The organism is Kitasatospora sp. NPDC001660, from assembly GCF_053596725.1.
In genome coordinates this window covers 358,781-379,943 of record NZ_JBSFGU010000001.1, presented here as the reverse complement: position 1 = coordinate 379,943, position 21,163 = coordinate 358,781, and the positions used below count along the sequence as shown (strand labels likewise).

Below are 21,163 nucleotides of genomic sequence, written 5' to 3'. Positions count from 1 at the left end.
CCGCCATGATCGGAAGTTGCGCGTCCGTGATGAATGAAGACCGTAGCAGTGCATGTCAGGCGCAACAAGAGCCCGTCATATTCATGGCATGCCCTCGGCCAGCGGCGGAATACCTACTCCGACGTATTGCCATCGAGGCAGCAACACGGAAGAAGCGGACGTGGCAAGTACGCGGCAAGTCCGTGCAACTGACGGTACGTCGGGGCAGCAACACCGAAGATGCGCCGGTGCGTGGTTCGCATGCACGATACTGCCGTCGCGCCTGCGAAACGGGGGGTGGCGGTGCCCGTGCTCCGGTTTCCGAACAGGGCGCACCGGTGTCGGCCCCCCGGCTTTCCCACCCACGAACCCGAGGAGACGCCAGTGCGCTCCGACATATCGGATGAGTACCGGGCTCGAACGATGACCCTGGAGGCATTCGCGGACACCATCGTCCCCGGCGAGAAGAGGTTCCCCGACGACCGGGCGGTGGCCGGCGCCTCGGCCGGCGGCGGTGCCGTGGCGGCCGGGGCGATCGAACTCCTGGAGACGCCCGCGACCGGGATCTCCACCGCCCTGGACGACTACGCCGAGGCGCTCGACCGCAACGCCCGCGAGTACGCGGCTGGGCGGGGGCTCGCGCTGGACGGCGACGTCCCGCCGTTCGTCGCCCTCACCTTCGACGACCGCACGGCCCTGGTACAGGAGTTGACGTCACCTCGGCACCCCGAAAGGGAGCTGTGGGTGCTGCTGACCCTCTTCAGCAACATGGCCTTCGACACCGCGGCCCACCTGCACACCACCGACGCCATCGCGGCCGGCCACCCGGGCCTCCTCGCAATGGGCTTCTTCGACCCCGGCGAGGACGCCCTCTGGCGGTTCCCCGACTTCTCCTACGGCCGCCCGCTGGCCGCGATCCACCCGGACACGACGGCGACAGGGAGCCCGGCATGACCGCCACGGAGAAGACCGACGTCCTGGTCGTCGGCAGCGGCTTCGGCGGCGCGATCGCCGCCTACCACCTGGCCGCGGGCGGCGCGAAGGTCACCGTCCTGGAGCGCGGCCCCTGGCTGACGGCCGGCGACTTCGAGCACGACTTCCTGCTCGGCTCCTCCTACACCCGGATCTTCGACTTCGTCGTCGGCGACGGGATGAGCCTGCTCGGCGGCAACTGCGTCGGCGGCGGCAGCGTCGTCTACTTCGCCGCGATGCCGCGCGCACCCCGCTTCGTCTTCGACCGCGTCACCGCCGCCGGCGCGCGGATCTGGCCGAAGGCCGTCAGCCGGGAGGTCCTCGACCCCTGGTACGACCGCGTGGCCGAGGCGCTGCCGATCACCCGGCAGGACTGGAACGACGTCACCTACGCGGGCGGCCTGTTCGCCGCCGCCTGCGCGCACGCGGGCCGCACCGCCAACCCGGTGCCGGCCGCCATCGACCGCGCGAAGTGCACCAACTGCAACTGGATGATGGCCGGTTGCCGCTTCGACGCGAAGCGCTCCCTGCTGCTCAACTACCTGCCCGCCGCGCTCGCCCACGGCGCCGAGATCCGGCCGCTGCACGAGGTCCAGAAGCTCACCCGCACGGACGGCGGCGGTTACCGCGTCCACTACAACGTCATCGACGACGTCGACTACCGAGTGCACCGGGAGAGCGGCGCCATCGACGCGAAGATCGTCGTCCTCGCGGCGGGCGCCGGAGCCACCCCCGTCATCCTCCAGCGCTCGGAGGCGGACCTCGGCCGGATGCCGCACGCCGTCGGCCGCTACTTCTCCGGCAACGGCGAGCGCCTCAACACCGCCGTCGTGGACGAGGACAAGGCCCGCGACCTGCTCGGCCTCGGCCGCGGCGAGGGCCTCGCCGCCTACGGCGCCAACCAGATCGGCAAGGGCCCGGTCGTCGCCAGCTGGGACACCCTCGACGGATCCCGGCCGGTCGGCTCGCGCTACTCGCTCGAACAGCTCTACTTCCCGCCCGGCTTCGGCACCATCCTCGCCCAGGTACCGGACGCGACCGGCCCGAGCTGGTTCGGCCGGGAGAAGAAGGAGCTCGTCCGGCAGTGGCAGTCCTGGCTGACCATCTTCACCATGGTCGAGGACGACAACGAGGGCGTGTTCGGCCCGCCGCCGCCCACCGGCAACGCCGTGCGCATCTCCCAGCAGATGCTCGGGCGCGGGCCGATCAGCTACGAGCCCACCGCCGGCACCCTGCGCGGCTGGGCCGAGTCGGACGCCGCCGTCAAGGACATCCTCGAACGCGACGGCCTGGCCCGGGTGATGCCCTGGACCAACGACGTCGTCGGCGCGTACACCGTGCACCCGCTCGCGTCCTGCCGCATCGGCGACGACCCGGAGACCTCCGCCCTCGACGACGGGCACGAACTCCGCGGCCACCCCGGCATCTTCGTCACCGACGGCTCCGCCGTCCCGGCCGCCCTGACGGTGAACCCGGCGCTCACCATCTCGGCGCTCGCCGAGCGCGCGATCCCCGGCATCGTGCGGGCGGCCCGCGAACGCGGCGTCGACGTCGGCTACGGCGCCCCCGGCCCCGGCGGTGGGACCGCCGGACGGCACGGGGTGAAGGCCCAGCTCCCCGGCCTGCTGGGCGAGTAGTCGTGGCAGGACCACTGCTGCGCACCGCGCTGAGGGGCTCCCTGGCACAGGTCCGCCACGTCGCCCCCGTCCGCCCCGCGCGGGCGGGGGCCCCGGTGGCGCGCGTCTACGCCGAGGTGGAGCGGGAGTTCGGGATGCTCGCACCGCCCGTCGCCCTGCACGCGCCTTCCCCGCAGGTGCTGGCGGCGGCGTGGATGATGCTACGCGAGACGCTCCTCGCGGCGGGCCGGGCGGACCGGGCGGAGAAGGAGGAGGTGGCCGCCGCCGTCTCCCGGGCCAACGCGTGCCCGTACTGCGTGGAGGTGCACACGACGGCCGTCGAGGCGCTCGGCGGTCCTGTGGGATCGGGCGCCCTGGCGCCGTTCCCCCCGGCGCTGGCACCGGAGTTGGTGGGGGTGGCTGCCACCTTCCACTACCTGAACCGGATGGTGAGCCTGTTCCTGGGCGACAGCCCGCTGCCGCCCAAGGCCCCGTCGGCGGCCCGCCGCGCGGCGCTGGCACTGCTCGGCCGGATGGCTCGCCAGAGCGCGGCCGCCGCACCGTCGCCCGGGGGTTCGCTCGATCTGCTCCCCGCGGCCCGGCTGCCCGAGGACCTGGTCTGGGCGGCCGGCGTCCCGAGCATCGCGGGCGCCTTCGCGAGGGCGGCCGCGGTGATCGACGCGGGCGGGGAGCGCTCGGTCCCGGCCCCCGTCCGCTCGCTCGTCACCGCCGAACTCGCCGCGTGGGACGGGACCCCGCCCGGCCTGGGCCGGGCCTGGCTCGAACCGGCGGTCTCGTCCCTGCCCCCGGAGCACCGGGCGGCCGGGCGGCTGGCCCTCCTGACGGCGAAGGCCGCCTACCAGGTGGACGACGCCGTCATGGTGGCCGCCCGCCAATCCGTGCCGAGCGACACCCGGTTGATCGAACTGACCGCGTGGACCTCCCTCACCACCGCCCGCCACCTGGCCACCGACCTGACCTCCTGACCACCCTTCCGACGGAAGCCCCCGCCTTCCCGGCGGGGGCTTCGCCATGCCCGGCGTCACCCCGCCGGCCGGGCCGGCTGCGGCTGGCCGGGATGCGCGAGCTCCGGGGTCCGGTCACCGTCACACGCCGGCTGTCCGTCGGTGTCGGTGGTGTGCCGGACCGAGGTCATCACGGACGGGACCCGGCGCGCGTCACCGGGAGTGCGAGCTCACCCGAACGGACGACTCCGCCGGCCGGAGCGAAGTTGGCCGAAACACCCCGTCGGCCCCGGAATTTGATGACGGCGTTATGGAAAGCATGGATGACGCTGTTATGCAATAAACCCGCCCCGGAGCAGCCGCAAAGCACGCTCGAAGTAGACACGCAGGCCCCGGCGGGGCAGCCTTGATTCGGATACGGCGTGCCGTTCCCGGTGCGGGGTGGCGGGTCGTCAATTCGGATCCAAGGGGCGGTGAATACGTGAGCAGCCAGCGGGTCGCCATCGTGGGAATCGGGCTCAGGTACCCGGACGCGAATTCCCCCAACGAACTCTGGGAGAACGTCCTGGGCGGGCGCCGGGCATTTCGTCGGTTGCCCGACGAGCGGATGAACCACGCCGACTACTGGTCGGCCGACCGGAGCGCGCCGGACCGGTTCTACGCGAGCAAGGCCGCGGTGCTCCGCGACTTCACGTTCGATCGGGTGGCCTACGGCGTGGCCGGCAGCACGTACCGGTCGACGGACCTGACGCACTGGCTGGCCCTCGACACGGCCGCCCGGGCGCTGGCCGACGCGGGATTCCCGGGAGGGGAGGGACTCCCCGTGCAGTCCACCGGGGTGGTGGTCGGAAACAGCCTCACCGGGGAATTCTCACGGGCCAACATCATGCGACTGCGCTGGCCCTACGTGCGCCGGACGGTCGCGGCGGCACTCGCCGGAAAAGGATGGTCGGAGGCGGCCGCCGCCGAGTTCCTGGAGGAATTGGAACCCGCCTACAAAGCGCCCTTCCCGCCGATCGACGAGGATTCCCTCGCGGGCGGGCTGGCCAATACCATCGCGGGCCGGATCTGCAACCACTTCGACCTGCGCGGCGGCGGATACACCGTGGACGGCGCCTGCTCCTCCTCGCTGCTGTCCGTCGTCACCGCCGCGCGGTCGCTCGTCGACGGCGATCTCGACGTGGCGCTCGCGGGGGGCGTCGACCTGTCCATCGACCCGTTCGAGGTGATCGGCTTCGCCAAGACCGGCGCTCTGGCCACCGGCGAGATGAAGGTCTACGACCGCGACTCCAACGGCTTCTGGCCGGGCGAGGGCTCGGGCATGCTCGTGCTCATGCGCGAGGACGACGCGCTCGCGGCCGGCCGGCGGATCTACGCGACCATCGCCGGCTGGGGCGTCTCCTCGGACGGCAAGGGCGGCATCACCCGCCCCGAGGCGGGCGGCCACCGGCTCGCGATCGCCCGCGCCTACCGGCAGGCCGGGTACGGCGTCGAGACCGTCTCGTACTTCGAGGGGCACGGCACCGGCACGGCCCTCGGCGACGCCACCGAGATCGAGGCGCTGTCCTCCGCCCGCCGGGCCGCCGACCCCGGGGCCCGTCCGGCCGCGCTCGGCACCGTCAAGGGCAACTTCGGGCACACGAAGGCCGCCGCAGGCGTCGCGGGCCTGATCAAGGCCGCGCTCGCGGTGCACCACCAGGTGATCCCGCCGGGCACCGGCCACCACGACCCGCACCCTGGCCTGCTCGGCGACGACGCCGCGCTGTACGTGCCCGGCGCGGCCGAGCTGTGGCCCGAGGACCAGCCGGTCCGGGCGGGCGTCTCGGCGATGGGCTTCGGCGGCATCAACACCCACGTCGCCGTCACCGCAGCCCCCGGCGCCCGGCGCCGTACCGCCGTCGACACCGACACCGGGCGGCTGGTGGCCGGCCGCCAGGACGCCGAACTGCTCCTCCTGGAGGCCCGCGACCGCGATGGCCTGCGCTCCGAGGCGGAGCGCCTGCTCGGCCTCGTCGCCAAGCTGGCGCAGGCCGAACTCGCCGACCTGGCCGCCGGATCGGCCGGGCGCCTGACCGGCGCTCAGGTCCGCGCGGCGCTCGTCGTGACCTCGCCGGACGACGCCGTCCGCGCGCTGGAGCGGCTGGTGGCCCTGCTCGACTCCGGCGCCGAAGAAAGGTTCCTGCCCGGCGAAGGCGTCTTCCTCGGTGCCTCCACCGGCACCCCGCCGCGGATCACCTACCTCTTCCCCGGCCAGGGCTCCGGCCGCGGCGCCGTCGGCGCGCTCCGCCGCCGCTTCACCGACGCCGAGGAGGTCTACCGCCTGGCCGGCCCGCCGCAGGGCGCCGACCACGTCGACACCCGCGTCGCCCAGCCCCGCATCGTCGCGGGCTCGCTCGCCGCGCTGCGCGTCCTCGACGGGCTCGGCCTCCGCGCCGCCACCGCCGTCGGCCACAGCCTCGGCGAACTCACCGCGCTGCACTGGGCCGGCGCGCTCACCGAGGAGCGGGTGCTGCGCCTGGCCACCGTGCGCGGCCAGGTCATGGCCGAGGCGAGCCGGGGCGGCGGCGCGATGGCCGGGCTGGCCGCGACGCCCGAGGACGTGGCGCGCTTCTCCGCCGGCCTGGACGTCGTCGCCGCCGGCTACAACGGCCCCCGGCAGACGGTCGTCTCCGGCCCGGCCGCCGCCGTCGACGAGGCCTGCCGAAGGGCCGCGGCCGAGGGCGTCACCGCGACCAGGCTCAACGTCTCGCACGCCTTCCACTCCCCGCTGGTCGCCCCCGCCGCCCGGGCGATGGCCGAGCGGCTGCGGGAGGTCGACTTCGCGCGGCCCGTCCGCCCGGTCGCCTCGACCGTCACCGGCGCCCTGCTCGACCCGGACGCCGACCTGCGGACGCTGCTGCGCGACCAGGTGTCCCTACCCGTGCGCTTCCACGAGGCCGCTGCGGTGGCGGTGGCGCACGCCGACCTGGTCGTCGAGGTCGGGCCGGGCCGGGTGCTGTCCGGCCTGCTCGCCGAGATCGCGCCGGACCGGCCGGTCCTCGCCGTCGACACGGACGGCCCGTCCCTCGGCCCGCTGCTGCGCGTCGTCGCCGCCGCGTTCGTGCTCGGGGCGCCCGTCCGGCCCGACGCGCTGTTCGCCGGCCGGCTGATCCGCCCGCTGCCGGCGCACGGCGCGATGACGTTCCTCGCCAGCCCGTGCGAGTCCGCCCCGGCCATCGACGCGGCGCTCCTGGCCCCCGCGAGGACCGCCGAGCCCGCCCCCGTCGGCGAGGCCCCCGGCGAGTCCACCCTGGAGCTCCTGCGCCGCCTCGCCGCCGAGCGCGTCGAGCTGCCGCTGGAGACCGTCACCTCCGCGACCCACCCCATGGACGACCTGCACCTCAGCTCGATCACCGTCGGCCAGATCGTCAACGACGTCACCCGCGCGCTGGGCCTGCCCGCCCTGGAGGCCACCACCGGCTACGCGACCGTGCGCCTCGGCGAACTCGCCGACCTCATCGACGGGCTGGCGCGCACCGCCGAGGACGGCGCCGCGCCGACGGCCGAGGTCCCGGGCGTCGCGCCGTGGGTCCGCCCGTTCGCCGTCCAGTACGTCGAAGCGACGCTGCCCGCGACCGCCGCCACGGGGGCGAACGGCCGCTGGACGGCCTTCGGCACGCCCGGTCACCCGCTGGCCGAGCCGCTGCGCGCCGCCCTCGCCGAGGCGGGCATCGGCGACGGCGTGCTGCTGTGCCTGCCCACCGAGAGCGGCCCCGACGACACCGAGCTGTTCCTCGCCGCCGGGCGCGCGGCCGCCACCGCCCCGGCCGGCACCCGGCTGGTCGTCGTCCAGCACCGCCTCGGCGCGACGGGCCTCGCCAAGACGCTCCACCTGGAGCACCCGTCCGTCCCCACCACCGTCGTCGAACTGCCCGACCCGCTCGCGCCCGAGGCCGTCGCCCTGGTCGTCGCGGAGGCCGCGGCCACCTCCGGGTTCACCGAGGTCCGCTACCGGCCCGACGGCACCCGGACGGTGCCGGTGCTGCGGCCGCTGACGCCGCCGGCCGGGCCGTTGACGTCCCCGCTCGACGACGGCGATGTCCTGCTCGTCACCGGCGGCGGCAAGGGCATCACCGCCGAGTGCGCCCTGGCGGTGGCCCGGGACTCCGGGGCCGCCCTCGCGCTGATCGGACGCGCCGACCCGGCCACCGACCCCGAACTCGCCGCCAACCTCGCCCGGATGACCGCCGCCGGACTGCGCCTGCGCTACGAGCGCGCCGACGTCACCGACGCCGCGCAGGTCGCCGCGGCCGTCGACCGGCTGGAGCGCGCCCTCGGCCCGGTCACCGCCGTCCTCCACGGCGCCGGCCGCAACGAGCCGGCCGCCCTCACCGCCCTGACCGCCGACGACTTCCGCCGCACGCTCGCCCCGAAGACCGGCGGCCTGGCCGCCGTCCTCGCCGCCGTCGCGCCGCAGCGACTCAAGCTTCTGATCACCTTCGGCTCCATCATCGGCCGCGCCGGCCTGCGCGGAGAGGCGCACTACGCGACCGCCAACGACTGGATGACCGAGCTCACCCTGCGGTTCGGCGAACAGTACGCGCAGGCCCGCGCGCTGGCCGTCGAGTGGTCCGTGTGGTCCGGCGCAGGGATGGGCGAACGGCTGGGCGTCGTCGAGTCGTTGATGCGCGAGGGCATCACGCCGATCTCCACCGACGAGGGCATCCGCGTCCTGCGCGAACTGCTCGCCGACCCGGCGGCCGGGCCGGCCGTCGTCGTCACCGGACGCGCCGCCGGCCTGCCCACCCTCGCCCTCGACCGGCCCGGGCTGCCGCTCGGCCGCTTCGTCGAACGCGTCGTCACCCACTACCCGGGCGTCGAGCTCATCACCGAGGCAGAGCTCACCGAGGGCGGCGACCCGTACCTGAACGACCACCAGCTCGACGGCGACCTGCTCTTCCCCGCCGTCCTCGGCATGGAGGCGATGGCCCAGGTGGCAGGGGCCGTCAGCGGACACGCCGGGCCGCCGGTGCTGGAGGACGTCGAGTTCCTGCGGCCCATCGCCGTCCGCCCCGGCGGCTCCACCACCCTGCGCGTCGCCGCCCTCGTCCAAGGCGCCGGCACCGTCGACGTCGTCCTGCGCGCCGCGGACACCGGCTTCGCGGCCGATCACTTCCGGGCTCGCCTGCGCTACCCGCGGCCCGCCGTCCCGGACGGCCCCCGGTCCGCGGCGTTCGACCTGCCCGCCGTCCCGGTCGACCCGGTGACCGAGCTCTACGGGAGCGTCCTCTTCCAGGGCAAGCGCTTCCAGCGGCTCCTGGACTACCGCCGCGCGAGCGCCCGGCACGCCGTCGCCGAGGTTTCCACCAGCACGCCCGCCCCCTGGTTCGCGGCCTACCTCCCGCAGGACCACGTCCTCGCCGACCCCGGCACCCGTGACACGATGATGCACGCCATCCAGTGCTGCGTCCCCGACGCCACCCTGCTGCCGCGCGGCATCGAACGGCTCTGGCTCGCCGAACCCGCCGACCAGGACACCGAGTTCGTCGTCCTCGACGCCCGCGAACGCAGCCAGGACGGTGACACCTACGTCTACGACCTCGACGTCCGCACCCCGGACGGCCGGGTGGTCGAGCGCTGGGAGGGCCTGACCCTGGTCGCCGTCCGCAAGCGCGACGGTGCCGGGCCGTGGGTGCCGGCGATGCTCGGCTCCTACCTGGAACGGAAGCTGGAGACCGTGCTCGGCGGCGCTCGCGCGGTCGTCGTCGAGGCCGCGGGGGAGGAGCCGGACCGGCGCACCCGCACCGCCGTCGCCGTCTCCCGGGCGCTCGGCGCACCCGCCGGACTGCGCCACCGCCCGGACGGCAGGCCGGAGTTGGACGGCCGCGCGGTATCCGCCGCGCACAGCGGCGGGCTGACGCTCGCGGTGGTCGGCGCCGACGGCGGACGGCTGGCGTGCGACGTCGAGACGGTCCGGCCGCGCGCCGCGCAGGACTGGGCCGGACTGCTCGGCGAGGCCCAACTCCCGCTGCGCGACCTGCTGGTGACCGAGGCCGGGTGCTCTCCGGACCTCGCCGCCACCCGGGTGTGGTGCGCGCTGGAGTGCCTGCGCAAGTCCGCCGCGACGGGCCAGGCCCTGACGCTCGACCGGGTCGAGGGCTCCGGCTGGGTGGTGCTGTCGGCCGGCGACGCGTCGATCGCCACGTGGGTGACCACCGTGACCGACCGCGACGAACCCGTCGTCTTCGCCGTCCTCAACGGCAGTGTCGTCTTCGAAAGCAAGGGGGAGTGATGCCCGGCTACTACGAGATCCGGCATGTCGTCGGCTTCGAGGAGACCAACCTCGTCGGCAACGTCTACTACGTCAACTACCTGCGCTGGCAGGGACGTTGCCGGGAGATGTTTCTCAAGGAGAAGGCCCCCGGGGTGCTCGCCGAACTGCAGGGCGACCTCAAGCTGTTCACGCTCAAGGTGGACTGCGAGTTCTTCGCCGAGATCACCGCGTTCGACGAACTCTCCGTCCGCATGCGGCTGGAGGAGGTCACCCAGACCCAACTCCAGTTCGGCTTCGAGTACGTGCGCCTCGCCGGCGCCGACGAACTCCTCGTCGCCCGCGGCCGGCAGCGGATCGCCTGCATGCGCGGCCCCAACACGCACACCGTGCCCGCCCTGGTGCCGCCGGAACTGCGGCTGGCCCTCGCCCCGTACGCCGACCCGCCCCGGCTGGTCGGGCCCGTGGGGGCGACCGGCTCGACCAGCCCCGGGCGGGCGCGGTGATCGGGGCCGGCGCCGACCTGCGCGCCACGATGGCCGGCTTCGCGACCGGCGTCACCGTCCTCACCACGGGCGGCGGGAGCGTCCACGGGATGACGGCGAACGCCTTCACCTCGGTGTCGCTGGAGCCGCCGATGGTCCTGTGCTGCGTCTCCCGCACGGCGGTCATGCACGAGGCGATCACGGCCGTCCGCTCCTTCGCGGTGTCCGTGCTCGGCGCCGAACAGGAGCACCTGGCACGCTACTTCGCCGACCGGGCCCGCCCGCTAGGGGCCGCCCAGTTCCGCGAGGTCGACTGGCGGCCGGGGCCGTTCACCGGCGCGCCGCTGCTGGCCGGCGCGCTCGCCTGGCTGGAGTGCAAGCTCGCCGAGGTCTACGACGGCGGCGACCACTCCATCTTCCTCGGCGAGGTGCTCGCGACCGACCGTGCCCCCGACCGGCGGGCGCTGCTGTTCTACGGCGGCGGCTTCCAGCGGACGGTCTGAAGAAGCCGCTTGAGGTACTCGGCCGAGGAGGAGAACGGAATGTTGGTGTGCGTGACCGGCGGCACCGGGTTCGTGGGTGTCCACTCCGTCGCGGAGCTCGTCCGCCGCGGCCACCGGGTGCGGATCCTCGCCCGCGACCCGGGCGCCGCCGAACGCGGCCTGGCGGCGCTCGCCGTCGACCCGTCGGCCGTCGGCCTGGTGGCGGGCGACGTCACCGTCGAGCGCGATGTGCGCCGGGCGGTCGCGGGCACCGACGCGGTCCTGCACGCCGCATCCGTCTACTCCTTCGACAGCCGCCACCACGCGGCGATGCGCGCCACCAACGCGCGCGGCACCGAGCTCGTCCTCGGCGCCGCGCGCCGGGCCGGCGCCGCCCGCATCGTCCACGTCTCCAGTGTCGTCGCCCTGCTGCCCGCCGGGCCCGGCCCGCTGCACGCGGACACCCCCGTCGGCCGTCCGCGCGAGGCCTACATGGCGAGTAAGGCCGCCGCCGAGCGCATCGCCCGCCGCCACCAGGCCGACGGCGCCCCCGTCCTCATCACCTACCCGCCCGCGCTCCTCGGCCCGTACGACCCCGGCCCGGGCGACCAGAACACCCGGCTGCGCAACACCCTGCGCGGCCTGATGCCCCTGTGGCCCCTCGGCGGCTTCCCCGTCGGCGACGTCCGGGACACCGCCCGCCTGCACGCCGACCTGCTCACCACCTACCCCGCCGCCGAAACCCCCGAAGCCAACCGGCACTTCGCCCCCGGCCGCCACCTCCCGACCCGCACCTACCTGCGCACCCTCCGCGAGGTCACCGGCCGCCCCCTGCCCGCCCTCCACCTCCCGGCCCGCCCGATGCTCCCCGTCGGCGCCCTCGCGACGGCCGCCCAACGCCTCTGGCCCTGGCACATACCGGCGGAGTACGGCGCCATCTACACCTGCGCCCACGCCCGCCCGGTGGCCCCCACCGCGAGCACCGCAGGCCTGACCCCACGGCCGACGGCCGAAACGATGACGGACACCGTCCGCTGGCTCCACGGGCGGGGCCTGCTGACCGAGCGCCAAGCCGGCCTGGCACTCGGCGCCCACCAGGCGGCCGCGTAGGGCCGACCAGGAGAGGGAACAGCCCAGGGGCTCGGTGCTGACGGTCCGTCCGGTGTGTCGGTCGACACAGCGCGGCGCACGAGCATATGAACCGCACGGCTTGGCCGCAGACTCCAGGTTGTGACTGTGACCAGCGGTTTCGTGTCGGTCAGGTAGTAGTTGGCTTCGTACTCGGTGGTCGGGACGTGGCCTGTCTCACCGTGGAGTCGGCGGTGGTTGAATGGCGACATACCGCCCGGGCTCCGCCGGGCCCACTGGCGCATGGAGTGCCGGGACCGGTGAGCTAAGAAATCCTCATCCGCCGAACTGCGAGGCTTGCAGGTATGAAGGTGCTCGTTGTCGATGACGATCCCGAGGTGCGTGCCGCAGTGGAAACCGGGCTGTCGGTCGCCGGGTACACGGTGCGCGGTGCGGCCGACGGGCTGGCCGCCCTGACCGAGGTGGCGGTCTGGCAGCCCGACGCGGTGGTGCTCGACGTCATGATGCCGGTACTGGACGGCCTGGCCGTGTGTCGCCGGCTCCGGGCGCTCGGGGACACCACGCCGATCATCGTGCTCACCGCGCGGGACTCGGTGAGCCACCGGGTGGAGGGCCTGGACGCGGGCGCGGACGACTACCTGATCAAGCCGTTCGCGCTGGACGAGCTCACCGCCCGGGTACGCGCGCTGCTGCGCCGGGTCGACTCCGGCACGGACAGCTACCGCTACGCGGACCTCACCGTCGACCCGGTGAGCCGGACCGGCGTACGCGGGGGGCGGGCGCTGGTGTTCTCCCGTACCGAGTTCGCCCTGCTGGAACTGCTCCTGTGCAACCCCGAGCAGGTGCTGCCCCGGGAGACCATCATGGCCCGGGTGTGGGGAGCGGACTTCGGGCCGCAGTCCAACTCCCTTGCCGTTTACATCGGTTACCTCCGCCGCAAGCTGGAGGCGGGCGGCGAGCCGCGGCTCGTGCACACCGTGCACGGCGTGGGCTACCGGCTGGCAGCCGAATGATCAGGCGGCGGCTGTTGCGCACTCGGCTGGCTCTGGCCTGCACGGGTGCCGTGGCGCTGGTCACGCTCGGGGTGTGCGGGGCCGCGTACAGCATCGCCCGGTACGAGCTGGCGCACCAGCTGGACCTCCAGCTCACCCAGCAAGCCGCCCTGCTGCGCAAGCAGTACCGCAACCCGCAGCCCGGGGTGTTGCAGGGCGAGTGCCGCTTCCTGGCGGCACCGGCCTGTGCACAGTTCGTCCCCGCCAAGGCCGGGCCCACACCGGTCGGCTACCTGCTGCCGGTGACCGACGCGACTCGGGAGGTCGCCGCCGGCCGGCGCGGCGTGTTCCGGACGGATCTCGTGATCGACGGGCATCGGGCAAGGATGGTGACAGAGCCTGTCCCGGGCGGCGCGCTGCAGGTGGCGCTGCGCGCCGACGCCACCGATCAGGGGGTACGGCACGCCGGGGAGCTGATGGCGGCGGTGGCCGGTGCGGGCGTCCTGCTGGCCGGCGGGCTCGGGTACCTGGTGGCTCGGGCCGGGCTCCGGCCGGTGGCCACCCTGACCGAGACCGCCGAGCGGATCGCCGCCACCCGCGACACCGGGGTGCGGATCGACCTGCCGCCGAGCCGCGGCGAGGACGAGCTGACCAGGCTGGCGGTCAGCTTCAACACCATGCTGGGTGAGCTCGAACAGTCGGTCGCAGCCCAGCGCCGACTGGTCGCCGACGCCTCGCACGAACTGCGGACACCGCTGACGGCGCTGCGCACCAACGCCGAGTTGCTGGTGCACGATCTGACGGAGAGTCAGCGGAGTCGGGCGACGGCCGGGCTGCGGCGCCAACTGCGTGAGGTGACCGGTCTGGTGAACGATCTGATCGAGCTGGCCAGGGACGAGGAGCCGCAGGCCCTGGTGGAGGACGTGCGCCTCGCGCCGCTGATCGAGCACTGTGTGGACACGGCCCGGGACCACTGGCCCGGTACGGTCTTCGAGGTCGCCGTCGCCGGTGCGGATCTCACCGTGTCCGGGGTGCCGGCCAGGCTGGCCCGGCTGGTGACCAACCTGCTGGACAACGCGGCGAAGTTCAGTCCGGCGGGCGGCGGCCCGGTCGAGGTCGAGCTGGCCGGCTCGACGCTCACCGTTCGCGACCACGGTCCGGGCATCGCCCCCGACGACCTGCCGTACATCTTCGACCGCTTCTACCGGGCCTCCGCCGCACGCGCTCTGCCCGGCTCCGGACTCGGCCTCGCCATGGCCCGGCAGATCGCCCGCGCGCACGGCGCCGACCTGGTGGCCGAGGCGGCGCCGGGCGGCGGGGCGCTGTTCCGGCTGACCTTCCAGCGGTGACGGGATGCCGGCCCCGAGCTGTTCAGTTCTGCTGCAGCCAGGGGGCTGACGTCGCCCAGAAGATGACGTTCGCGCCGAGATAGTCGGTGGCGAACTGGGTGAAGTCGTCCTTCGTGCAGAGCTTGCCCGTCTTGGGGTCGATGTACTGCAGGTCGGGCTCCTGCACCGCCATCGCGACCAGGCTCAGTTTTCCCTTGTTCTGATTGAAGTACGGATACGCGGAGTGGTTCATGGCGTAGGGCTTCCACGGCACGACATCCGGGCCGCCAAGGCCGATGCCGTCCTTCTGCGCGGTCGCAAAGGTCCGGGACAGGTACTCGTTGCTGGCCTCGTCCGAGCCGCACCAGAAGTTCACGTACTGAACCACCTGTGACTGCTTGAACACCGAGCGCGCGAAAACCATGTTGTTGATGACGGAGTCGACGTGCTTGTCACAGGTGTACCCGGACCGGGCTTGCTCCTGCGCCGGGTCCACGGTGACCGAGGTCTCGGGGAAATTGACCCCGGCGACCTTGCCGTCGAAGCTCTTCGAGAGCGCGCTCAGCAGCGTCTGGAACCGGTTGCTGACGGCGGGCACCCACTGTTCCGCGACCCAGCCGACGACCTTTCCCGAGTCGTCGTACTGGGGCGCCGCGCCGCCGTCGTACGCCGGATCGGTCATCAGATACTGCGGAATTCCCTGTGGTGTCGGCGAGAAGGATCGGTCCTGGACCTGGATGAAGAGCTTCTTGTGCTGGCTCTGCAGGTACTGCAGATCCTTCGCGATCTGGGAGAAGTCGTACTGTCCCTCGCTCGGCTCCAGCATCTTCCACCGGTACAGGACCTGCACGCCCTGGATGTCGGGGCGCTGAATCAGCTTCGCCAGAGTGGTGAGATCGACTGAGGGTGTGTACAGGTAGTTCTCCACTCCCAAGGAGGGTTGCTGCGGCGCCTGGCTTGTCGTCGGTGTGGGCTTCTGCGGCGCCTGGCTTGTCGTCGGCGTGGGTTGCTGCGGCGCCTGGCTTGTCGTCGGCGTGGGCTTCTGCGGCGCCTGGCTCGTCGTCGGCGTGGGCTTCTGCGACGCCTGGCCCCCCGTCGGCGTGGGCTTCTGCGACGCCTGTGACCCTGGCGGGGCAGTGGCCGCCTGCGACGCCTCCGGGGCCGAACTGGCCGGTGTGCAGCCTGTCAGCACCGTGAGTGCCGCGACCGCGGCCACCACGGGGGTCGATGCCAGTCGCACCGCTGGGCGGGGTCGGGCGGTACGGCGGCTCACACTGTGCGCTTCGGGTGAGGATCCGTGTTCGTGCATGTCGACTCCCAGTCAGGTAGTGATCACCGCTGTCCTGCGCTGTGGGCGTGCCGCGGTGGACAGCCGCAGGTGTTCGTTGGACTCCCCGGCTCGGGGCACAGGCCCCACACCTCGCACGGGTCCGGTCGGCTCCGAGTCCCGCCGGCAGCGCTCATGATTGACAGACCGGATAAGAGCCTTGTGAGAGGACGAGTGAGGTCAGCCGGACCTGAAGCGTGTCAAAGCTCCGACCGGGCCGCTGACCTGATCGCTTGCCCGGATGCCGGAGACGAAAGCCGTGGTCGGGATCGCCCCTCCCGCCCGGCAGACGGGAGGATCATGTCTGCCCGACCACTGCCGGGCAGATGTTTCGCGGAGTTCCCAACGGACTCCGTTATGCCGGGGAGCGGAAGCCAATGGCGCTGGGACGCGTCACGCACCGCCCCGACGCACGAGCCCGGCATCCCTTCGCCGACGGCCGTGGCGGCGCGGGCACCGTACCCGGCAGGATGGGGCCCGTGCCGAGGACCTGCGGCATCGATGGGGAAGGGGAGAACCGTGGACAACAGGCCGCCGCTGCCGAAGCGCGCGCTCGGGCCGTATCCGCTGGACGAGGCCGGGACCGCCGCCCTGCTGGCGCGCTACGACTTCGGTGACTCCTGTGTCCGGCGCGTCCTCGTCGACCAGGAGTACGGGCCGAGGCACGCCCCGCGGGTCGTCCGGCTCGTGATCGACGCGCGGGTCGTGAGCGACGACCACCGGTGGGAGCCGGTGTGCCTGGACCTCCACGACGTCCGGCAGTTCCGCGTCGACGAGCTGGTCGGAACCTCCTGGGTGCTCCTGGACCAGCCGCAATTCACCCGCTTCGACGGGCTGTTGCAGGTCGACCTGTGTGCCGAGCGCTTCGGCAACGAGCACCCCGCGAACGCCAAGGACGTCTTCGACGGGTCCCACCTGGTCTTCGAGGCGGCCAGCGGCCACTGGAGCGCGCTGGAGTGGTGGGAGCCGTCCGGGTACGCCGCCGTGGCGGGCGCGCCAGGGTGACCACCCGCGCCATCCGTGCCCACGCCCACCACCCTCCGCGAACGGACGCCCGCCCATGGACTCCCTGCTGCTCTCCCGCCGTGACCTGGACTTCCTGCTGTACGACTGGCTGGACGTCACGGCCCTGACCAGCCGCCCCCGCTACGCCGACCACGACCGGGACACCTTCGACGCGGTGCTGGACCTCAGCGCGGCCATCGCGACCCGGCACTTCGCCCCGCACAACAAGAAGAACGACGCCGAGGAACCGCGCTTCGACGGCGAGCGGGTGCACGTCATCCCGGAGGTCGGCACGGCCCTGCGGGTCTTCGCCGAGGCGGGCCTGGTCGGCGCCGCCATGGACCACGAGGTCGGCGGGCAGCAGCTGCCCACCGTGGTCGCCAACGCCTGCCGGGCCTGGTTCCAGGCCGCCAACATCGCCACCGCCTCGTACCCGCTGCTCACCGTCGGCAACGCGAACCTGCTCCTGGCCCACGGCAGCGCGGAGCAGATCGACACCTACGTGCGCCCGATGGTCGAGGGCCGGTTCTTCGGCACCATGTGCCTGTCGGAGCCGCAGGCCGGATCCTCACTGGCCGACATCACCACCCGGGCGGTGCCGCAGGACGACGGCACGTACCGGATCACCGGCACCAAGATGTGGATCTCCGGCGGCGACCACGAGCTCAGCGAGAACATCGTCCACCTGGTGCTGGCCAGGACCCCCGGCGCTCCGGCGGGGGTGAAGGGCATCTCGCTGTTCATCGTGCCCAAGTACCTGGTGCGGCCGGACGGCACCCTGGGGGAGCGCAACGACGTGGTGCCGGCCGGCCTCAACCACAAGATGGGCTACCGCGGCACCACCAACACCCTGCTCAACTTCGGCGAGGGCCGGCACACCCCGGGCGGCGCCCCGGGCGCGGTGGGCCACTTGGTGGGCGAGGAGCACCGCGGGCTCGCGTACATGTTCCACATGATGAACGAGGCCCGCATCGGCGTCGGCCAGGGCGCCACGGCGCTCGGCTACACCGGCTACCTGCACTCCCTCGACTACGCCCGCACCCGCCCGCAGGGCCGCCCGCTCACGGGCAAGGACCCGAACGCCCCGCAGGTGCCCATCATCGAGCACGCGGACGTGCGCAGGATGCTGCTGGCGCAGAAGAGTTACGTGGAGGGCGCGCTCGCGCTCGGTCTGTACTGCAGCCGCCTGCTCGACGAGGAGTTCACCGCCGAGGACGCGGTCGAGCAGGACCGGGCCCGCCTGCTGCTGGACGTCCTGACGCCCATCGCCAAGAGCTGGCCGTCGCAGTGGTGCCTGGAGTCCAACAACCTCGCCATCCAGGTGCACGGCGGCTACGGCTACACCCGCGAGTACAACGTCGAACAGTTCTACCGGGACAACCGGCTCAACCCCATCCACGAGGGCACCCACGGCATCCAGGGCCTGGACCTGCTCGGCCGCAAGGTCGTCATGAACGGCGGCGCTGGACTGAGGCTGCTCCTCGACACCCTGGCCTCAACCACCGTGAAGGCAAATGCGGTTGGCGGCGAGGCGGCAGAGCTGGCAGCCCGGCTGGCGGAGGCCGCGGCCCGCGTCGAGCGGACGACGGCCCGGCTGTGGTCCACCGGGGACCCGGCGACCGCGCTGGCCAACTCCACCGCCTACCTGGAGGCCGTCGGCCACGTGGTGATGGCATGGATCTGGCTGGAGCAGTTCCTCGCGCTGGGCGACGGCGCGGACGCCTTCCACGAGGGCAAGCGGCAGGCGGCCCGGTACTTCTTCCGGGTCGAACTCCCCAAGACCGGAGCGCAGTTCGACCTGCTCGACAGCCTGGATCGCACCGCGGAGGACTGCCGCCCGGAGTGGTTCTGACCGGCGGGCCGGTCACGCTTCGGGCGGAGGCGGGGGAATCCCGGGGGAGGAGTGCCGCCGCGCGGGGCTCCTCCTTCGGAGCTGACTTGCCGGTCATCGACGGTAGTCAGGGTGACGCTATGAAGCCCGCCACGGCGCTCGGCACCCTCGCCCTGTCCCACGGTCACGGTCGTCGCGACAGCCGGTCCCGCCGCCGCAGCCGACGACGGGCTCGACCGGTTCCGCCGTCAGCCGGCCTCGTGACCGGCGCACTGCCCGCGGCGGACACCACCTGCGGGCGCTGACGCGGCGCACTCTCGACAGATACCTCTTATTGAGAGCTAATATGAAGACATGAGTGCGGAAGCTGCAGAAGCCCTGGAGCCACTGGAAGCACTGAAAGCACTGGAACCGCTGGAACCGCTGGAGGCCGGGCCTCTCGACGCCGCGCTGGCCGACGAGTTCTCCAACCTCCTCGTCGGCATCCAGCGCATGGTCCGCCGCCGCCTTCGCGACGGCCTCACCGAACCGCGCCTGCGCGGCGCCCAGGTCGAGCTGCTGCGCCTGGTCGCCCACGCCCCCGGGATGCGGGTCTCGGACGCGGCCAACGAGCTCAGCCTGGCCGGCAACTCGGTCTCGACGCTCGTCAACCAGCTCGTCGCCCTCGGACTCCTGCGGCGCGAGGTGGACCCGGCCGACCGGCGGGCCGCCCTGCTGTACGTGACCGACGAGGCCGTCGAACGGATCGCCGCCTGGCGGGCCCGGCGCACGGAGCTCATGGCGGAACTGGTGGAGGGGCTGCCCGCCGGGGACCGGGCGGCGCTGGCCGCCGCGCTGCCCGCCCTGCGCGGCGTCGCGGCCGGCCTGCGCGACCTGCCGGGGGAGGACGGGCGATGACCACCACGGAGGACGACGCGGTCGTGTGCCGCGCCCTGGAGTACACGTTCCACCACGGCCGCGGGAAGGGCCACGCGACCAAGGCCGTCGACGGCATCGACCTCACCGTGCGCACCGGCGAGGTGTTCGGCCTGCTCGGCCCCAACGGCGCGGGCAAGACCACCACGATCCGCGCGATCACCACGCTGCTCCCGGTGAGCAGCGGCATGGTGCGGGTCTTCGGCCACGACGCGGCCAGGCGGCGCATGGAGGTGCGCCGCCTGCTCGGCTACGTGCCGCAGCAGCTCTCCGCCGAGTCCGGGCTGACCGGGCGGGAGAACGTCGCCCTGTTCGCCCGCGTCTTCGACGTGCCGCGGGCCGAGCGTGCCGCGCGGGTGGCCCAGGCACTGGCCGCCGTCGACCTCACCGAGGCCGCCGACCGCATGGCGGCCACCTACTCCGGCGGCATGGTGCGCCGCCTCGAACTCGCCCAGGCCCTGGTCAGCGCCCCGCGCCTGCTGGTCCTGGACGAGCCGACGATCGGCCTGGACCCGATCGCCCGCACCGGCGTCTGGGAGCGCGTCGACGCCGTCCGCCGCGCCACCGGCATGACCGTCCTGGTCACCACCCACTACATGGACGAGGCGGACCGCCACTGCGACCGCATCGCCCTCATGGACCGCGGCCGCATCCGCGCGCTCGGCACCCCCGAGGAGCTCAAGGCCCAGGTCCGCGAGCAGGATCCGGCGCGGCCCGACCCCACCCTCGACGACGTGTTCCGCCACTTCGCCGGCCACGGCCTCACCCGCGCCGAGAGCCCGGAAGGAGACTTCAGCGATGTCCGCCGTACCCGCCGCACAGCCGGCCGCCTCGGCTGAACCGAACCACGGACCGGACCACGGACCGGACCACGGACCGGCCCACGACGGCCCCGACCTCGGCCTGCTGCTCGTGCCCCCGCGCGCCCGCACCGGCTGGCGGCTCGTGCCGGCCCGCGTGGTCGCGATGTGCACCGTCGAGCTGCAGAAGCTGCGCCACGACCGGACCGAGCTGTACACCCGTGCGGTCCAGCCGGCGCTGTGGCTCCTGATCTTCGGCGAGACCTTCACCCGCCTGAGGGCCATTCCGACCGGCGGGATCCCGTACCTGGACTACCTCGCGCCGGGCATCATCGCCCAGTCCGCGATGTTCATCGCGATCTTCTACGGCATCATGATCATCTGGGAGCGGGACTCCGGCGTCCTCACCAAGCTCCTGGTCACCCCGACCCCGCGGGCCGCCCTGGTCACCGGCAAGGCCTTCGCCGCCGGGGTGAAGGCGGTGCTCCAGGCCGTCGTCGTGGTCCTGATCGCCGCCCTGCTCGGCGTCGCCATGACGTGGAACCCCCTGCGCCTGTTCGGTGTCGTCGTCGCGGTGCTCCTCGGCTCGGCCTTCTTCTCGTGCCTGTCGATGGCCATCGCCGGCATCGTCCTCACCCGCGACCGCCTGATGGGCATCGGCCAGGCGATCACGATGCCGCTCTTCTTCGGCTCCAACGCCCTCTACCCCGTCGACTTGATGCCCGGCTGGCTCCGAACCGTCAGCAAGGCCAATCCCCTCAGCTACCAGGTCGACGCCCTCCGCGGTCTCCTGATCGGCACCCCGTCCCACCTCCCGCTCGACTTCGCGGTGCTGACGGTGGCGACCCTCCTCGGCATCACCGCCGCCTCGGCCCTCCTGGGCCGCCTGGCGCGCTGAGGCAGCCCGCCCGACCTCGGGTCGTGTGGGACGCGTGACGTCTCAAGGTTCTTGTGAAGAACCCGAGTCGACACCTCGACGAGGCGAACCGGCCCGGATGGCACGACGCGGCCGGTATCGCACGTGTGCACGTCGGATCCGTTGGCCGGCCCATGGGCTCCAGATGGGAGAACCGGGCACCGCCGGGAGCTTTCCCTCTGCCGAGGGCGAGCCCCTCGGACGGCCCGTG

Annotated in this window: 15 protein-coding genes; 14 read left to right on the top strand and 1 reads right to left on the bottom strand. The window is 73.1% G+C overall.

What is annotated here, in order from left to right:
• The first annotated feature begins 402 nt into the window (after positions 1 to 402).
• From ACWCXH_RS01555 to ACWCXH_RS01515, 9 genes are all read left to right on the top strand, one after another.
• Positions 403 to 933, top strand: coding sequence for a DUF5987 family protein (locus ACWCXH_RS01555; RefSeq protein WP_449799277.1), 531 nt, complete (start codon positions 403 to 405; stop codon positions 931 to 933).
• Complete coding sequence (locus tag ACWCXH_RS01550; protein WP_449799276.1) at positions 930 to 2,588, top strand: FAD-dependent oxidoreductase; 1,659 nt, start codon at positions 930 to 932, stop codon at positions 2,586 to 2,588. Before ACWCXH_RS01555 ends, ACWCXH_RS01550 begins: the two co-directional genes overlap by 4 nt.
• A gap of 2 nt (positions 2,589 to 2,590) precedes the next feature.
• Positions 2,591 to 3,553 (top strand): carboxymuconolactone decarboxylase family protein, encoded by a 963-nt coding sequence (locus ACWCXH_RS01545; protein WP_449799275.1) that lies wholly within the window; start codon positions 2,591 to 2,593, stop codon positions 3,551 to 3,553.
• Positions 3,554 to 4,013: 460 nt separating this feature from the next.
• The gene (locus tag ACWCXH_RS01540) at positions 4,014 to 9,803 is read left to right on the top strand and encodes a type I polyketide synthase (RefSeq protein WP_449799274.1); all 5,790 of its coding nucleotides are present in this window, start codon (positions 4,014 to 4,016) and stop codon (positions 9,801 to 9,803) included.
• Entirely contained in the window at positions 9,803 to 10,288 is a 486-nt protein-coding gene (locus ACWCXH_RS01535) for an acyl-CoA thioesterase (RefSeq protein WP_449799273.1), read from the top strand. The genes ACWCXH_RS01540 and ACWCXH_RS01535 overlap by 1 nt, the downstream gene beginning before the upstream one ends.
• Positions 10,289 to 10,317: 29 nt before the next feature.
• Complete coding sequence (locus tag ACWCXH_RS01530) at positions 10,318 to 10,770, top strand: flavin reductase family protein (RefSeq protein WP_449799361.1); 453 nt, start codon at positions 10,318 to 10,320, stop codon at positions 10,768 to 10,770.
• A 39-nt stretch (positions 10,771 to 10,809) separates the two neighbouring features.
• Positions 10,810 to 11,859, top strand: a complete 1,050-nt coding sequence (locus tag ACWCXH_RS01525) for an NAD-dependent epimerase/dehydratase family protein (protein WP_449799272.1) — start codon at positions 10,810 to 10,812, stop codon at positions 11,857 to 11,859.
• A gap of 323 nt (positions 11,860 to 12,182) precedes the next feature.
• Entirely contained in the window at positions 12,183 to 12,851 is a 669-nt protein-coding gene (locus ACWCXH_RS01520) for a response regulator transcription factor (RefSeq protein ID WP_449799271.1), read from the top strand.
• Positions 12,848 to 14,179 carry a sensor histidine kinase gene (locus tag ACWCXH_RS01515; protein ID WP_449799270.1) on the top strand — a complete coding sequence of 444 codons (1,332 nt, stop codon included), beginning with the start codon at positions 12,848 to 12,850 and terminating at the stop codon, positions 14,177 to 14,179. The genes ACWCXH_RS01520 and ACWCXH_RS01515 overlap by 4 nt, the downstream gene beginning before the upstream one ends.
• 22 nt (positions 14,180 to 14,201) lie before the next feature.
• Here ACWCXH_RS01515 and ACWCXH_RS01510 read toward each other — a convergent pair whose 3' ends face one another.
• Complete coding sequence (locus tag ACWCXH_RS01510; protein ID WP_449799269.1) at positions 14,202 to 15,377, bottom strand: hypothetical protein; 1,176 nt, start codon at positions 15,375 to 15,377, stop codon at positions 14,202 to 14,204.
• A gap of 627 nt (positions 15,378 to 16,004) precedes the next feature.
• Here ACWCXH_RS01510 and ACWCXH_RS01505 point away from each other — a divergent pair.
• The 5 genes from ACWCXH_RS01505 to ACWCXH_RS01485 all read left to right on the top strand — a co-directional run bounded on the left by ACWCXH_RS01505 (position 16,005) and on the right by ACWCXH_RS01485 (position 20,934).
• Positions 16,005 to 16,490 (top strand): hypothetical protein, encoded by a 486-nt coding sequence (locus tag ACWCXH_RS01505; protein WP_449799268.1) that lies wholly within the window; start codon positions 16,005 to 16,007, stop codon positions 16,488 to 16,490.
• Positions 16,491 to 16,545: 55 nt separating this feature from the next.
• Positions 16,546 to 18,342 carry an acyl-CoA dehydrogenase gene (locus ACWCXH_RS01500; protein WP_449799267.1) on the top strand — a complete coding sequence of 599 codons (1,797 nt, stop codon included), beginning with the start codon at positions 16,546 to 16,548 and terminating at the stop codon, positions 18,340 to 18,342.
• Between the two features lie 471 nt (positions 18,343 to 18,813).
• Positions 18,814 to 19,218, top strand: a complete 405-nt coding sequence (locus ACWCXH_RS01495; protein ID WP_449799360.1) for a MarR family winged helix-turn-helix transcriptional regulator — start codon at positions 18,814 to 18,816, stop codon at positions 19,216 to 19,218.
• A complete protein-coding gene (locus ACWCXH_RS01490; protein ID WP_449799266.1) occupies positions 19,215 to 20,075 on the top strand; it encodes an ATP-binding cassette domain-containing protein in 861 nt (286 codons plus the stop codon). Before ACWCXH_RS01495 ends, ACWCXH_RS01490 begins: the two co-directional genes overlap by 4 nt.
• Positions 20,035 to 20,934 (top strand): ABC transporter permease, encoded by a 900-nt coding sequence (locus ACWCXH_RS01485; RefSeq protein WP_449799265.1) that lies wholly within the window; start codon positions 20,035 to 20,037, stop codon positions 20,932 to 20,934. The genes ACWCXH_RS01490 and ACWCXH_RS01485 overlap by 41 nt, the downstream gene beginning before the upstream one ends.
• Positions 20,935 to 21,163 lie beyond the last annotated feature (229 nt).